The organism is Bacillus sp. SDLI1 (assembly GCF_001553895.1).
Taxonomy (GTDB): Bacteria; Bacillota; Bacilli; order Bacillales; family Bacillaceae; genus Bacillus; species Bacillus siamensis.
On record NZ_CP013950.1, the window covers coordinates 523,876 to 539,337 of the forward strand.

At 46.7% G+C, this 15,462-nt stretch carries 13 protein-coding genes; all 13 read right to left on the bottom strand.

Features of this window, described 5'->3' with window-relative positions:
* Positions 1–75: 75 nt before the first annotated feature.
* The 13 genes from AUL54_RS02215 to pnp all read right to left on the bottom strand — a co-directional run bounded on the left by AUL54_RS02215 (position 76) and on the right by pnp (position 15,298).
* Entirely contained in the window at positions 76–2,439 is a 2,364-nt protein-coding gene (locus tag AUL54_RS02215) for an FtsK/SpoIIIE family DNA translocase (protein WP_060962768.1), read from the bottom strand.
* 134 nt (positions 2,440–2,573) lie between these two features.
* Positions 2,574–2,783, bottom strand: coding sequence for a YlzJ-like family protein (locus AUL54_RS02220; protein WP_016936075.1), 210 nt, complete (start codon positions 2,781–2,783; stop codon positions 2,574–2,576).
* Positions 2,780–3,517 carry a ClpP family protease gene (locus tag AUL54_RS02225; protein ID WP_047474942.1) on the bottom strand — a complete coding sequence of 246 codons (738 nt, stop codon included), beginning with the start codon at positions 3,515–3,517 and terminating at the stop codon, positions 2,780–2,782. The genes AUL54_RS02220 and AUL54_RS02225 overlap by 4 nt, the downstream gene beginning before the upstream one ends.
* 117 nt (positions 3,518–3,634) lie before the next feature.
* Positions 3,635–5,302, bottom strand: a complete 1,668-nt coding sequence (gene rnjB / locus AUL54_RS02230; RefSeq protein ID WP_016936077.1) for a ribonuclease J2 — start codon at positions 5,300–5,302, stop codon at positions 3,635–3,637.
* A gap of 178 nt (positions 5,303–5,480) precedes the next feature.
* Complete coding sequence (gene dapA / locus AUL54_RS02235) at positions 5,481–6,350, bottom strand: 4-hydroxy-tetrahydrodipicolinate synthase (RefSeq protein ID WP_003154166.1); 870 nt, start codon at positions 6,348–6,350, stop codon at positions 5,481–5,483.
* 30 nt (positions 6,351–6,380) lie between these two features.
* On the bottom strand, positions 6,381–7,595 hold the full coding sequence (gene dapG / locus AUL54_RS02240; RefSeq protein ID WP_060962769.1) for an aspartate kinase: 1,215 nt from the start codon (positions 7,593–7,595) through the stop codon (positions 6,381–6,383).
* Between the two features lie 88 nt (positions 7,596–7,683).
* A complete protein-coding gene (asd, locus tag AUL54_RS02245; RefSeq protein WP_060962770.1) occupies positions 7,684–8,724 on the bottom strand; it encodes an aspartate-semialdehyde dehydrogenase in 1,041 nt (346 codons plus the stop codon).
* Between the two features lie 136 nt (positions 8,725–8,860).
* Positions 8,861–9,448, bottom strand: a complete 588-nt coding sequence (gene dpaB, locus AUL54_RS02250) for a dipicolinate synthase subunit B (protein ID WP_060962771.1) — start codon at positions 9,446–9,448, stop codon at positions 8,861–8,863.
* Positions 9,449–9,450: 2 nt separating this feature from the next.
* Positions 9,451–10,341, bottom strand: coding sequence for a dipicolinic acid synthetase subunit A (gene dpaA / locus AUL54_RS02255; protein WP_016936081.1), 891 nt, complete (start codon positions 10,339–10,341; stop codon positions 9,451–9,453).
* A 154-nt stretch (positions 10,342–10,495) separates the two neighbouring features.
* Positions 10,496–10,753: a YlmC/YmxH family sporulation protein gene (locus AUL54_RS02260; RefSeq protein ID WP_003154176.1), complete on the bottom strand. Its 258-nt coding sequence runs from the start codon at positions 10,751–10,753 to the stop codon at positions 10,496–10,498.
* A 74-nt stretch (positions 10,754–10,827) separates the two neighbouring features.
* The gene (locus tag AUL54_RS02265; RefSeq protein WP_016936082.1) at positions 10,828–12,063 is read right to left on the bottom strand and encodes a M16 family metallopeptidase; all 1,236 of its coding nucleotides are present in this window, start codon (positions 12,061–12,063) and stop codon (positions 10,828–10,830) included.
* Between the two features lie 40 nt (positions 12,064–12,103).
* Complete coding sequence (locus AUL54_RS02270; RefSeq protein WP_060962772.1) at positions 12,104–13,063, bottom strand: polysaccharide deacetylase family protein; 960 nt, start codon at positions 13,061–13,063, stop codon at positions 12,104–12,106.
* Positions 13,064–13,174: 111 nt separating this feature from the next.
* Positions 13,175–15,298 (bottom strand): polyribonucleotide nucleotidyltransferase, encoded by a 2,124-nt coding sequence (gene pnp, locus AUL54_RS02275; protein WP_016936084.1) that lies wholly within the window; start codon positions 15,296–15,298, stop codon positions 13,175–13,177.
* Positions 15,299–15,462: the final 164 nt, after the last annotated feature.

Consider the following 15,462-nt stretch of genomic DNA (forward strand, 5'->3'; position numbering starts at 1 on the left):
CTATATCATGTTTTGATAAAAAAATAAATAGGAATGATTTTGGCGGTATCATTTTAAGCGAAAGCTCTCTCCTTTTTAAGAAGAGAGCTCATCATATTGTTCTTTTGATAATAGTACTTCCCTCGGTCTGCTTCCTTCATACGGCCCGACGACGCCCCGTTCCTCCATTGCGTCGATCAGACGCGCGGCCCTCGTGTATCCGATTCTGAACCGTCTTTGAAGCATGGAGACAGATGCCGTCTGCATACCGATAATCAAATCGACCGCTTCGTCATACAGATCATCCGTCACTTCACTGTGTGTTTCCGCGGTTTCTTCCGGAATCATTTCTTCTTGGTACTGTGCTTTTTGCTGTGTGATGACATGATCTACGACATGCTCAACCTCTTCATCCGATAAAAATGCTCCCTGGACCCGCACCGGCTTATTCGCGCCTACAGGCAGAAACAGCATATCTCCGCGGCCCAGAAGCTTTTCAGCGCCGCCCATGTCTAAAATCGTCCGTGAATCGGTCTGAGATGAGACGCTGAAGGCAATTCTCGACGGAATGTTGGCTTTAATCACTCCGGTAATGACATCGACTGAAGGCCGCTGTGTCGCGATAATCAAATGAATGCCTGCCGCCCGGGCCATCTGTGAAAGTCTCGTAATCGAATCTTCCACGTCGGAAGAAGCGACCATCATCAGATCGGCAAGCTCGTCAACGATAACGACGATGTACGGCAGTTCGGGCTGCTTTACTTCTTCTTCGGCATTTGACCGCTTGATATGATCGTTATAGCCTTCTATATTTCTCGTGCCCGTATGGGAGAACAGTTCATAGCGGCGCTCCATTTCATTGACGACCTTTTTCAAAGCCTGTGAGGCCTTTTTCGGATCTGTCACGACCGGCGCAAGCAGATGAGGAATGCCGTTATACACATTCAGCTCAACCATTTTCGGGTCAATCATCATCATTTTCACTTCATGCGGTTTGGCTCGCATCAGGATGCTCGTAATAATACCGTTGACACAGACGCTTTTCCCGCTTCCCGTGGCCCCAGCGACGAGCAGATGGGGCATTTTGTTCAGTTCGGCAAGCACAGCCTCCCCGGAAATGTTTCGCCCCAACCCGATCAGAAGTTTCGCATCCGGCTTGTCGTTAAGCTTGGATTCGAGCACTTCTTTTAACGAAACCATCGCGACTTCAGCGTTCGGCACCTCGATGCCGATTGCTGATTTCCCCGGAATCGGCGCTTCTATCCGGATATCCTTCGCGGCAAGCGCGAGCGCGAGGTCATCACTCAGATTCACAATTTTACTGACTTTGACCCCGACGTCCGGATAGACCTCATATTTTGTGACCGCCGGACCGAGATGAACCTGTGTCACTTTTGCCTTTACGCCGAAGCTTTGAAAAGTCCGTTCGAGTTTTCTTGCATTCTCGTAAATGTTCTTCTTATCGGTCTGCTGGCCTGTATGTTTCGGGTCAGCCAGAATGTCCAATGAAGGCATTTGATAATCCTTATTTTCAAGCTCTGTAAACGTCATGGGCGGAGCCGCAGCCGCCGGTTCGTCACTGTCTTGAGCGCCGCCGGAGGGCTCTCCATTTACCATTTGAGCCGTCTCCTGCGTCTCTTCAGGAATCACCGGTTCGTCACGCTTCTCCTGACGGTCTGAGAAGCTTGAAATAATAGGCTCTGAATGGATGAGCGGCGAAATGATTTCCTCATCCTCTTCTTCCGGCTCAGGCACTTCTTTTTTCTTTTGAACCCGTTTTTGTTTTTTGCCCGATTTGGTTTTTGTTTTCGGCGAAGACATGTTCGTTCTGACCGTTTTCATATCCTCAAGAAATGCCTGCCATTGACCGCGAATAAACCGGCCGACGGGGCTCGTCCACTTTTTGAGCGTTTCCTGCAGTGAACGCCCCGTTACAAGAATCAGCCCCATTAAGATCAGCACGATCGCCATGATCTGTGAACCCGTTGATGCAAATAAAAAGTGGGAAGCTGCAAACAGTACCGCGCCGATCATACCGCCGCCCAAATCAGGCGAGGCGGCCTGCTGTTTCATATCCATCATAAACAGCTCCCACGTGTTGCCGATGACACTTGCGGACCGAATCGACCCGTGATGAGACAGATTTTTAAAGAGCTGTACGTGAGACAGCAGCAAAATACTGGCGATAATACAGTACAATCCGGCTTTCCTTCTCGTTAAAAGACTTGGACTCTTCTTTTTCCAAAACAGCGAAATTCCCAGAAGGAAGAGCGCAATTAAGCATAAAATAAACCACTCTCCGGCAAAAAAACGGAACAAGTACACAAATGTCTGTCCCACAACGCCGAGCTGCAAAACAGCAATAATCGAGATTGCAACGCAGAGCAGTCCGCTTAGTTCGTATTTTAGATTGAGCTTACTCTCTTGTTTCTTTTTAGATTTCCGTTTTTTCTTTGCCACACTCATCACCTTACTGCGTTAAAAAATGTAAAATCATACATCATGAAGAAAAGCAGCCTTTTACCGGCTGCGTTTTTCTGTAGGATTCCCCTATTATAGCATATTTTGCCCCCGAGAAACGGACTGAATGCCGGTTAGATTTTCAACTTGATTTTTTGTCCCGGGGCGATGTCCGGATTCAGAAAATCCATCGGGTTCGTACTTAAAATCTGTACGACTTCAGCTTCATTTCCCTTCATTTCGACTAACAGCGGCACACCGGCATAGTCTACCTGTTCATGCGCGCTTTGCTCTCTTTCCTGACCGTAAACGACTTCTTGAGGCATGACGGTATAAAGGATCATTGAATCATCATTCCTTCCTCGCCCTTTCGTTCTTCAATCAGCTGATTCAGCTTTTTTATCGCCTGTCCGACGCCGCCGACGGCATCAATTAATCCGTAATCAGCCGCATCTTTTCCGACTACGTTCGTTCCGATGTCCCTGGTCAGGTTTCCTTTTGAAAACATCAGTTCTTTGAATTTTTCTTCGGAAATATTTGAATGATGGGTCACAAAGTTGACGACCCGCTCCTGCATTTTGTCCAAGTATTCAAATGTTTGCGGAACCCCGATAACCAGACCTGTAAGCCGAACGGGGTGAATGGTCATAGTCGCTGTTTCCGCGATAAAACTATGATCACATGACACGGCGATCGGCACACCTATCGAGTGTCCCCCGCCGAGTACGATTGAAACGGTCGGTTTTGACAAAGATGCGAGCATCTCTGCAATCGCAAGCCCCGCTTCCACATCACCGCCGACGGTGTTTAAGATAATCAGAAGTCCTTCAATTTTCGGATTTTGCTCAATGGCGACGATTTGCGGAATGACGTGTTCATATTTGGTTGTTTTATTTTGCGGCGGCAGCTGGACATGCCCCTCAATTTGGCCGATGATTGTCAGACAGTGAATATTGGTATCTTGCGACATTTGCGGCAGAGATGTCTCTCCCAGCTGCTGAATTTTGCTCATAATGCTGTCTTTCGCATCTGATTTTTCGGGCTGCTGTTCTTCGGTGTTTTCCATACGATGATCCATTTTATCTTCACCCTTTCCGAATGTCTCTTTGTATTATGAACAAAGAAGCGGGTTTCCATCCGGGAGATGAACAAAAACAAAGCCGGAGCATCATGTGCGCTCCGGCTTTTGTGTACATTATACTTCCATAATGATCGGAATGATCATCGGTTTGCGTTTTGTTTTTTCATAAAGGAATTGGTTCAGCGCATCGCGCATGGCTTGTTTCAGCGTGGACCATTCTACGGCGGATGTTTCCGTCGCTTCTGTCACGATTGACCGGACGAGCTCAGTAGCTTGTACAATTAAGCCTTCTGATTCTCTGACATATACGAAACCGCGCGTAATGATTTCAGGACCCGATACGAGGTTCTTTTTCTGCTTATCAAGCGTAATCACGACAATGAGAATGCCGTCTTGTGACAATAAGCGGCGGTCTCGCAGCACGATGTTGCCGATGTCACCGACACCTAGGCCGTCAATCAGAACGTTTCCGTACGTGACTTTATCCCCGATTTTCACATTCTGGCCGCGAAATTCAACGACGTCGCCTTTTTCAATTAAGAAAATGTCGCTGCGTTTCATGCCGATTTCTTCAGCGATTTTGGAATGCGCTTTTTGCATTCTGAATTCACCGTTAACCGGAATTAAATATTTCGGTTTTAACAAATTAAGCATGAGTTTTAATTCTTCCTGCGAACCGTGACCGGACACATGCACGCGTTTTTGGGCGAAAATAACTTGAGCCCCGGCGCGGACAAGCTGGTTGACGGTTTTGGAATATACCAATTCATGTCCCGGAATCGGTGTTGATGCAATGACAACGGTATCTCCTTCTTCAATGTTAAGCTGCTTGTGCGCCTGCTTGGCCATCCGCGTAAGAGCGGCTAACGGCTCACCATGGCTTCCGGCTGTAACAATTGCCACTTCCCGTTTCGGATATTTTTTCACATCCTGCACCGGAATGAACAATTCATCTTCTGCTTCAATATAGCCGAGCTTGCGCGCAAGCTGAAGCACGTTTTGCAGATTTTTTCCGGCGATTGCGAGTTTGCGGCCGTTCTGGGCGGCAGCCTGAATCACTTGCTGAATCCGGTTGATATTAGACGCGAATACGGCAACGATGACGCGGTTGTCTGAATTGTACATCGCATCGGAAATTTCACCGCTTACATGTGCTTCTGACGGAGTATATCCCGGGCGCTCCGCATTGGCGCTGTCAGAAAGCAGGGCAAGCACACCGCCGTTTCCGATTTTGGCGATTTCGCCGATATCACATGATTGGTGATAAGCAGGCGTCTGGTCAAATTTGAAGTCTCCCGTGCATACAATAGAGCCAAGTGATGTTTTAAAGCTGACTCCCACTGAATCCGGAATGCTGTGGATCGTTTTAAAGAACGATACTTTTGTTGATTCAAATGTAATGACTGATTTGGAGTGAACTTCACGCAAATCAGCTTTTCGATTATGCCCGTACTGCTTGAGTTTTTCTCTCAGCAAAGCAAGCGTTAGCTTCGTTCCGTATACCGGCACCGACAGCTTGTTCAATAAATAAAAGACGCCTCCGATGTTTTCATCGTGTCCGTGTGTCAGAAAAATGGCCTTCACGCGGTCAGCCCGTTCTACCAAGTAAGAAATATCCGGAATCACGACATCAATACCGAGCATTTCATTTTCAGGGTGCATGAGCCCCGCGTCTACTACAAATATGTCCGAGTCAATTTCAATGACATATAGGTTCTTCCCAATTTCTCCGACACCGCCAAGGGCGATAATTCTGACGTTTTCTGTATTTTTCTTTTTCAAAATCTGTATCCTCCTAGTCTCATACCCGTCCATCATCACTTGTTCCTATTATAACTGATATCAATTTTAGAAAACAAGAAGAAGCGGAAGGTTTAGGGAAAACCAATATGTAGACAAAACGGTCAAACTCACGATAAAAATGAGAATGACCGCGTATTTTAACTGTATAAATTTTTTCTTACAGTTCGCTGATGACGCTGCTCAGGCTCAGGCGTTCATCTTCATTCAGCGGAATAAGAGGAAGACGCACAGATCCGACATCAAGGCCTTTCAGCTGAAGCGCCGTTTTGACGGGAGCCGGATTAGGCGCTTTAAAGAGCTCCTTCATGATCGGGAGAAGCTTCTGATGAATCAGTGCCGCGGTTGCCGTCTGCCCGTTTGTATAGTTTTTAATCATTTGCTGCATGTCAGAACCTACAATATGGCTGGCCACTGACACGACTCCTCTTCCGCCGACTGCAAGAATAGGAAGGGTTAACCCGTCATCACCTGAATAGACGTAAAAATCTTCCGGTGTTTCGGCGATGATTTTCGTAATCGCGTCAAGATCACCGCTCGCTTCTTTAATCGCAGAGATATTCGGAATCTCCGCAAGTCTGATGGCCGTTTCCGGCGCAAGCGAAGCGACCGTTCTGCCCGGCACGTTGTAAAGCATAACAGGAAGAGACGTTTCTTCAGCTATGGCTTTAAAATGACGGTACATGCCCTCTTGGGAAGGCTTATTATAATAAGGCGTGACAAGCATAACGCAATCGACGCCGGCTTCTTCAGCTTTTTTTGTCAGTTTGATGGAGTCTTTCGTATTGTTGCTTCCCGTACCCGCAATAACAGGCACGCGTCCGTTCACTTCTTTGACTGTAAATTCAAAGAGTGCAATCTTTTCTTCAGTTGAAAGTGTCGGAGATTCGCCGGTCGTCCCTGCGACGACTAAAGAATCCGTGCCGTTTTTCAACAAATAGTCGATTAATGTAGACAGTTTTTGAAAGTCTACATTCCCTTTACTGTCAAAAGGGGTAATCATCGCTGTAGAAATATTTCCGACATTCATTTTTTTCACCTCATCATGATTCAATCACATTTACTTTGAAAGTTCAAACACTTCATGCAGCGCATTTACGGCCGTTACCATATCTTTTTCATGAACGAGCACCCAGATTGTCGTATGGCTGTCGGCGGATTGCAGAATCGGAATGCCTTTATCTGAAAGTGCGGAGACGATTTTTGACGTAACACCCGGCACACCCATTATTCCGGCACCGACCGCTGACACTTTCGCACAGCTTTCCGTCACTGTCGGTTCATAGCCTAATTCGGCCAAAATGCTGCGCGCGGCTTCCGTTTTACTGCCTGATACGGTATAAACGATTTCACTCGGCGTAATGTTAAAGAAATCTACGCTGATGCCGGCGTTCGCCATTGCTTTAAAGACTTCTGTCTGAACATTGTATTGCCCCATTTTGGCGGGAACTTTAAATTGCGTTACGTCTTTTACATGAGCGATTCCCGTGATCAGCCGTTCGAACACATCGCTGCCGACGTTAGACGAATGATGGGACGTCACCAGAGTTCCTTTGTCTTTTGAATAAGTCGAGCGCACGCGGATCGGCACCTTTGCCTGCATGGCGATTTCCACCGCGCGCGGATGAATGACTTTCGCGCCCTGATAGGCAAGGTTGCAGATTTCCGTATATGTGACATTCGGAAGCGGCTTAGCATTTTCCACGATTCTCGGATCAGCTGTCATGACGCCTTCCACGTCCGTAAAAATGTCGATAAACTCAGCATCAACCGCCGCGCCGAGCGCCGCTGCTGATGTATCGCTACCTCCTCTGCCGATCGTCGTCGTGTCGCCTTTTTCAGTCGCTCCCTGAAATCCTGCCACAACGACGGCTTCATGGCTGGCGAGTGTCGCGAACAGCCGCTCTGTTTTCATTTCTATAATTTTGGCGTCAGTATGCTGGGCATTGGTTAAAAAGCCAGCTTGGGCTCCTGTTAAAGCTGCGGCTTTTATGCCGTTTTCCTTCAGCATGCTGGTAAAAACAACAGACGAAATCGTTTCTCCGCAAGACAGAAGCATATCCTGCTCTCTAGGAGAAATGTCGGACTGGCTGCCGTAAAGAAGCCCGATCAAAGAATCCGTCGCGTACGGGTCTCCTTTTCTTCCCATCGCCGATACGACAACAACAACTTTATATCCTTCACTGATGGCATCTTTAATGTGTGCTAACGCAAGCTTGCGGCCTTTGTCATCTTTTACGGATGTTCCGCCGAATTTTTGAACAATGATTTTCACTATTTTCACTCCAAATTAGTCTGACGTAACAGAAGAGAGCAGGCAGAGCCATACTCTCTTCTGTTCGCCTATAGAAAATACGTTTGTTTTATACGAGGTTCAGTTTTTGCAGGCTTTCCGCAATTTGAACTGAGTTCCAAGCGGCGCCTTTTAACAGGTTATCAGAAACAACCCACAAATGAAAACCGTTTGCTCTATCCAAATCTTTACGGATTCTTCCTACAAATACATCCCGTTTGCCGACGCAATCAGCAGGCATCGGGTAAAGCTGCTCCGCCGGATCATCCTGAAGCGTAACACCCGGAGCCTCTTTTAAAAGCTGTTTAATGTCTTCTGCGGTTGCGTCATCACGGTCAAGCTCAATGTAAACAGATTCTGAGTGTCCTGTTTCAATCGGCAGTCTGACACATGTCGCAGCCACTTCCAGCTTCGGCATATGCATGATTTTTTTCGTTTCATTAATCATTTTCATTTCCTCAAACGTGTAGCCGTTATCTTGGAATTTATCAATTTGCGGAATGGCGTTAAAAGCGATTTGATAATGCTTTTTGTCCCCTTTAACCGGCATAATGGACGGTTCTGCAGGCTCATTGTTTAAAATCGCCTTCGTCTGGCTGTACAGTTCTTTCGCCGCTTCATTGCCGGCTCCGGACACAGCTTGGTAAGTAGATACAATGACTTTTTGCAAGCCGTATGCTTTGCGGATCGGTTCAAGCGCCGCCACCATCTGAATCGTTGAACAGTTAGGGTTGGCGATAATGCCGTTATGTTTATGCAGATCACCTTCGTTCACCTCAGGCACTACAAGCGGTGTATTTTCATCCATGCGGAATGCGCTGGTATTGTCAATTACGATGGCTCCCCGTTTTACAGCCTCAGGCGCCAGGCTTTGTGATACGCTCCCGCCGGCGCTGAATAATGCGATATGAACGCCTTCGAAGCTTTCCGGAACAGCTTCCTGCACCGTATACTCTTCGCCTTTAAACGTTACTTTCGTACCAGCAGAACGCTTTGAGGATAGTAGTGTGAGTGTTTCGATTTCAAAGTTTCTGTCTTCCAATGTTTTCAGCATTTGCTGCCCTACGGCTCCCGTCGCTCCGACAACTGCTACGTGTAATCCTCTTCCCATCTGTAAAACTCCTTCCGCCAATTAAGCATCATTTGTTGAATTGACTTTGCATTTTACGTTTTATTTTACCATAGAATAGTCACGGATTGACCGAATTTTTTTATTCCGGAATGATTTTATGTGTCTTGATTTTTTATTACTGATGCTGTACAAGCACAGGCTGAACCTGCTGATGCAAAAGCGCTTTTTCTACCGTAATCGGAAGGAGATCCATTCTGGCGACAAGAGATGTCGGTTTTCTCACGTGGTCATCCTGGCCGAACGGGATGAAAAATATGTTTTTTGCGGACATCAGCCTCATTAAATTCGTCCCGTTTAAACCGAGGCCGTCATTTGTCGAAATTCCGAGCACGACCGGGCGGCTGTTGCGGATCGTGGCTTTCGCAGCCATAAGGACGGGGCTGTCAGTCATCGCATTTGCGAGTTTGCTCATTGAGTTTCCGGTTAAGGGGGCGATGACCATGCAGTCGAGCGGAAGTTTCGGCCCGAGAGGCTCCGCTTTTACGATGGAATCAATTACCTCAAAACCTGTTGCTTCTTCAATTTTTCTGATCCAATCTCCCCCCTCTCCAAAGCGCGTATCGGTCGATTGGACGGTCGACGTCACAATCGGCCGGACTTCAGCCCCTTGACTGACAAGTGCTTCTATTTGCGGAAAAACCTCCTCATATGTGCAATGCGAGCCGGTTAATCCGAATCCGATTCTTTTCCCATTCAGAGACATGGCTAATTCCCCTCTTTCTTTAAGTCTGCCAAAAGCTTGCTCAATACGTTCGCAATAATCTGTCCGGCTGTTTTCGGAGCCACAATTCCCGGAAGCCCCGGAGCAAGCAGCGCTTTAATGCCCTGTTTTTCAGCATATTTGAAATCCGTTCCGCCCGGACGGGATGCTAAATCTAAAATCAAGGTCTTCGGCGTCATGCGCGATAAAACGCTTTGATTCAGAATCAGACTCGGTACGGTGTTAATACAAATATCAATATCATTTACATGATCAGTAAGTTCTTCAATTTGAAAAGGAGAAAGCCCCATTTCCGATATACGGGCCAAATGAGCCGAACTCCGCGCGCCCACTTTTACCTTCGCTCCCAATGCTGCAAACGTCCGGGCGATCGTCATACCGGTGCGCCCCATGCCGAGAACGGCGACATTTGACCCGTGAATGGTATAATCCGTATGCTGAATCGCCATCATGATTGTCCCTTCAACTGTGGGAATCGAGTTGAATATCGCGATGTCATCTCGCTCAAATAATTTAACAAGCTTGCGGCCGGCTTCGCTGGCGATGCCCTCAAGGTATGCATTAGAGATGCCTGAATAAATCACGCAATGCTCCGGTGTCTGCTCAAGATAGCTCTGCTTTAATACCACTTCTTCATTTGAAAAAACCGTTGAGACAATGCCTTCTCCGGTCGTTGCCGATACAGGCAGGATGATACTGTCTATTTTCGGAAATGGAATCTCATCAATTTTACATTTGACGGTTCCTGTAAAACCGTCATCCAATTGGTCAAATCCTGCAAGATAAATATCAGCATGCTGTTCTGTCAGCTTCCTTATAATCTCAAGCTGTCTTGCGTCACCGCCAATAATCGCAATTGTCAATCCGGTTAACATTTGAAACGTTCACCTTCTTTACAGTTACTGGATCTTTTAAGTGTCATCCTCCTCATCATCGTATGTGCAAAGAGAAAGGGCGGTGAATGTACAGCGTCTTTTTCATAAAAAAAGCACCGGCTGTTTTAGCCGGTGCTTGCAAAAAATGAATAGTCTACTCTTCAGGAGGAGTGATCTCCCCGGGAACGTCTAAAATGATCATGTCTGACCCGATTTTTTGAATATGGTTCCAGGGGACACGGATGTCGTGGCCTTGTTTTCGCAATCCGAACCATTTCACCGTCGGGATCAACAGCGCGGTAATTTGCCCGTCCTGTTCATTAATTTCCAAATCAGTCTGGCCGAGCACGCCGAGCCGCTCCGCCCGTTTAATGTCTACAATTTCTTTACCTGACAGTTCACTGAGCCTCATGATAGCCACCCCCTTGTACTATATGATTCCGGGCAAAAAAAAATGCCTGCCCCTTAGAGAGGCAGACTTCCCGTTTAAGATGAGGCCGGCATATTTCCGGTCGGACTGATGAGCGATAATGCGTAATCATCCGTAAATAACCGGCGGCTGAGACCGTTGACGCTTTCCAGGCTGACTGCATTTAATTCAGCGATAATTTCATCCATCGTCTTATGCTTTCTGAGCAGAAGTTCGTTTTTCCCGTTCCGGCTCATTTTGCTGTTTGTGCTTTCTAAGCTGAGCATTAAACTTCCCTTCATTTGCTCTTTGCTGTTTTCCAGTTCTTTCGGGGTAATGCCGTCACGTTTTAACACCGATAACGTTTCTTGAATGGTTTCAGACAGAAGATCGAGCTGATTGGCGCCGGTGCCTCCGTAAATCGTCAGCATACCGCTGTCTTCATAAGAACTGTGATAGCTGTATACAGAATAAGCCAGTCCTTTATCTTCACGCACATCCTGGAAAAGACGGCTGCTCATGCTCCCGCCCAGCACGTTGTTTAAAACGATTAAATCGTAAACATCCGGATCTCCGACTTTCAGACCTTTGAAACCAAGGCAGAGGTGCGCCTGTTCAGTGTCTTTTTTTCTGGTGAGCTTTTCATAATGAAACTCAGGCTCGCTGATGCCGCTAGCTTTGCCCTTCGCTTCGTATGTACCGAACCATTTCTCCACGTCTTTAATGAATTGTTCCGTAACATTTCCGGCGACAGAAATGACGACGCGGTCCGGTGTGTAAAAGTCATCCATATGCTGTCTGAGAGAATCGCCGTTAAACGATGAAAGGGTTTCCTCCGTCCCGAGAATCGGGTAGCCGAGCGAATGATTGCCGTATGTCGCTTTGCTCAGCAGATCGTGGACAATGTCGTCCGGCGCGTCTTCGTACATTTTGATTTCTTCATATACGACGTTCTTTTCTTTTTTGAGTTCATCTTCGTCAAAAGCAGAATGAAAGAACATATCAGCAAGCACATCAAGTGCGTAGTTGGCATGCTCATCCAGCACTTTGGCGTAATAACACGTATATTCTTTTGAAGTGAAGGCATTCACTTGGCCGCCTATCCGATCGAAGGATTCTGCGATTTCCCGTGCGGACCTGGTATTTGTTCCTTTAAAAAACATATGCTCGAGAAAGTGCGAAATACCGTTTGTATCCGGCGTTTCATGGCGTGATCCCGTTCCGATCCAGACGCCGATTGCCACAGACCGCACCGTTGGATTATTTTCAAGCACAACTCTTACACCGTTTTGGCATGTATAGCGTTTTATCAAGTTTGTTCCTCCTATTCAAAGACAGGCAAACTGCCGCCTGCTACTTCATCAGCCTGTTTTCATCCATTAAGTCAGACACCGAGCCGAGCGCATAGCCTTTTTCTTTGATTTTTGTAATCAGTGTTTCCAGGCTTTTCGCTGTCGGATCAGTCGGATGCATTAAAATCATGGCTCCGTTATGTATTTTGCTCAACACCCTTGTTTGTAAAACAGCCGGAGACGGTTTTTGCCAGTCTATGGTGTCAACGGTCCACATGATGGTGCCCATTCCTTTTTCCGCCGCAAGGTCGACCACGGCTTTTCTGAAGCTGCCGCTTGGCGGCGCAAACCATTTCGGCTTTATGCCGAGCGTCTCGCTGATTTGTGCATTGGTTTTGTCAAGCTGTTCGGAAATGCTTCCTGAAGTCAGTTTGCTCATATCTGGGTGATTGTATGAATGATTTCCGATTTCATGTCCGTCTGCCGCTATTTTTTTCCCAAGTTCCTGATTGTTTTTCAGCCATTTCCCTTCAAGAAAGAAAGTTGCTTTGACCTGATGCTGTTTCAGAATAGGCAGCATTTGCTCCACGTATTCATTTCCCCAGGCGACATTGATCAGGAAAGCGACCATCGGTTTATCGGGATTTCCTTTATAAATGGGTTCGGGCGCAAGAGAATCGAGATGGACTTTCGGTTTTACCTGCTCATAGACAAGATCATCTTCATGAAATTCTCCGTCCTTTTTCATTTGTTTATAGGATTTTTCCACATTGACCTTTAATCCGTTATATCCCGGTATACTCTTCCATATTTTATCAATCCTTGCATCTTGCGGCTTCACTTCATACTCCGGCGCTTTTTGCAGCAATTCCTCATAAAGCGGATCTTTTGATGCTGACACAGTCACTGCATCTTTTTTCATTGCGTCTATGTAATCAACTGTATACGGGTTTTTTATCATTTCAAACGAAACAAAAAAAAGAAATAAAAAAACGGCAAACGGCACGAATTTTTTCAACATGTCCTTCCCCCCTCATCACACATTATGTATGAAGAGGACAAGGTAGAACCAGCTGTTGTCTTTCTCAAAATAAAGAAGCCGGGTCTCCCAGGCTCCTTGTTAGGTTTTCATTTAAGATTGTTGTTGTTCCTGCTCTTTTTCTTTCTCTTCGCGCAGTACTGCTTTACGCGACAGGTTGACACGTCCCTGTTTGTCAATTTCCGTTACCTTCACAAGGATTTCGTCACCGATTTTCACAACATCCTCAACCTTGCCGACCCGTTCGAGCGCAAGTTCAGAGATGTGAACGAGACCGTCTTTTCCGCTGAAGATTTCAACGAAAGCGCCGAATTTTTCAATCCGTTTGACTTTACCGAGGTAAAGCTGGCCGACTTCGACTTCTCTGACAAGATCTTCGATGATTTTTTTCGCTTTTTGGTTGCTGCTTTCATCAGTAGAAGAAATAAAGATGGTGCCGTCTTGTTCAATGTCAATTTTAACACCGGTATCTTCAATGATTTTGTTGATTTGTTTGCCGCTCGGCCCGATAACGTCACGGATTTTATCCGGATTGATTGTCATCGTTAAAATTTTCGGTGCATATTGAGAAAGTTCTTTTCTTGATTCACCAAGCGTGCTGAGCATGCTGTTCAGGATTTCCATTCTTCCTTTTTTCGCCTGCTGAAGCGCTTCTTCAAGGATTTCTCTTGAAAGGCCTTCGATTTTAATGTCCATTTGCAGCGCTGTTACGCCTTTTTCCGTACCGGCTACTTTAAAGTCCATGTCACCGAGGGCATCTTCCATTCCTTGAATATCCGTTAATACTGTGTAGTACTCGCCTGATTTCACAAGTCCCATTGCGATACCTGCAACAGGCGCTTTAATCGGAACACCGGCGTCCATCATGGCAAGCGTGCTCGCGCAAATGCTGGCCTGTGAAGTGGAACCGTTTGATTCAAGCACTTCGGATACGAGGCGAACCGTATACGGGAAGTCTTTTTCATTCGGAATGACCGGCTCAAGCGCACGCTCTCCAAGAGCCCCGTGACCGATCTCACGGCGTCCCGGTCCGCGCATCGGGCCTGTCTCCCCTACGCTGAATTGCGGGAAGTTATAATGATGCATAAACCGTTTTGATTCTTCCACGCCTAAACCGTCAAGAATCTGAACGTCGCCAAGAGCGCCTAATGTACATACGCTGAGCGCCTGGGTCTGTCCTCTCGTAAACAGCCCTGAGCCATGCGTTCTCGGCAGAAGGCCGACTTCTGAAGAAAGCGGGCGGATTTGATCGACGCCGCGGCCGTCAGGACGGACTTTTTCTTCTGTGATCAAACGGCGCACTTCGTTTTTCACAAGTTTAGACAGTGTCTGTTTCACTTTTTTGATCGTATCTTCATCGTGCTCTTCTTCTTCAAATTTCGCGACGACTGCATCTTTCACTTTACTGATCGCATCTTCGCGCGCATGCTTTTCATGAACTTGAATGGCGCTGAGCAGATCCGGCTCCGCAAGACTTTTTACTTTTTCGCTGAGCTCTGCGTCAATTTCATACAGTGCGATTTCCGTTTTTTCTTTGCCGACTGCCGCAACAATTTCTTCTTGGAAAGCGATCAGGCGCTTAATTTCTTCGTGGCCGAACATAATCGCTTCAAGCATGATTTCCTCAGGAACTTCATCCGCTCCCGCTTCCACCATGTTGATGGCGTCTTTTGTGCCTGCGACGATAAGGTTAATATCACTTTTTTCAAGCTGGTCAACCGTCGGATTGATGATGAACTCCCCGTCAATGCGGCCTACCGTCACACCCGCAATCGGGCCTTCAAACGGAATATCGGAAACGCAAAGAGCAAGTGATGAGCCGAACATTGCAGCCATTTCAGATGAGCAGTTTTGATCGACACTCATGACAATGCTGATGACCTGTACTTCGTTACGGAATCCGTCTGCGAAAAGCGGGCGGATCGGGCGGTCAATCAGACGGCTGGCTAAAACGGCCTTTTCACTCGGACGGCCTTCTCTTTTAATAAAGCCGCCCGGAATTTTACCGACTGCGTATAATCTTTCTTCATAATTAACGGTAAGCGGGAAAAAATCTAGCGGTTTCGGTTCTTTTGATGCGGTTGCTGTGCTGAGCACTGCGGTATCGCCGTAGCGGACCATAACAGCGCCGTTTGCCTGTTTGGCAAGCTGGCCGGTTTCTACTGTAAGCTGTCTGCCGGCCCAATCTATGGTAAAGACATGTTTCTCTTGTCCCATTCGATTACGAGCTCCTCTCTTAATGTGTGAAATAATCAATTACTCCTATTATGAACGAAATGAATTGAACATATCAATGTCAAAGTAGTATGTAAAAGGATTTCATTGTTTTTTATTATTATTTTTTTCGCTTTAATACGATAAAAAAGCGGGAATCCTCCCGC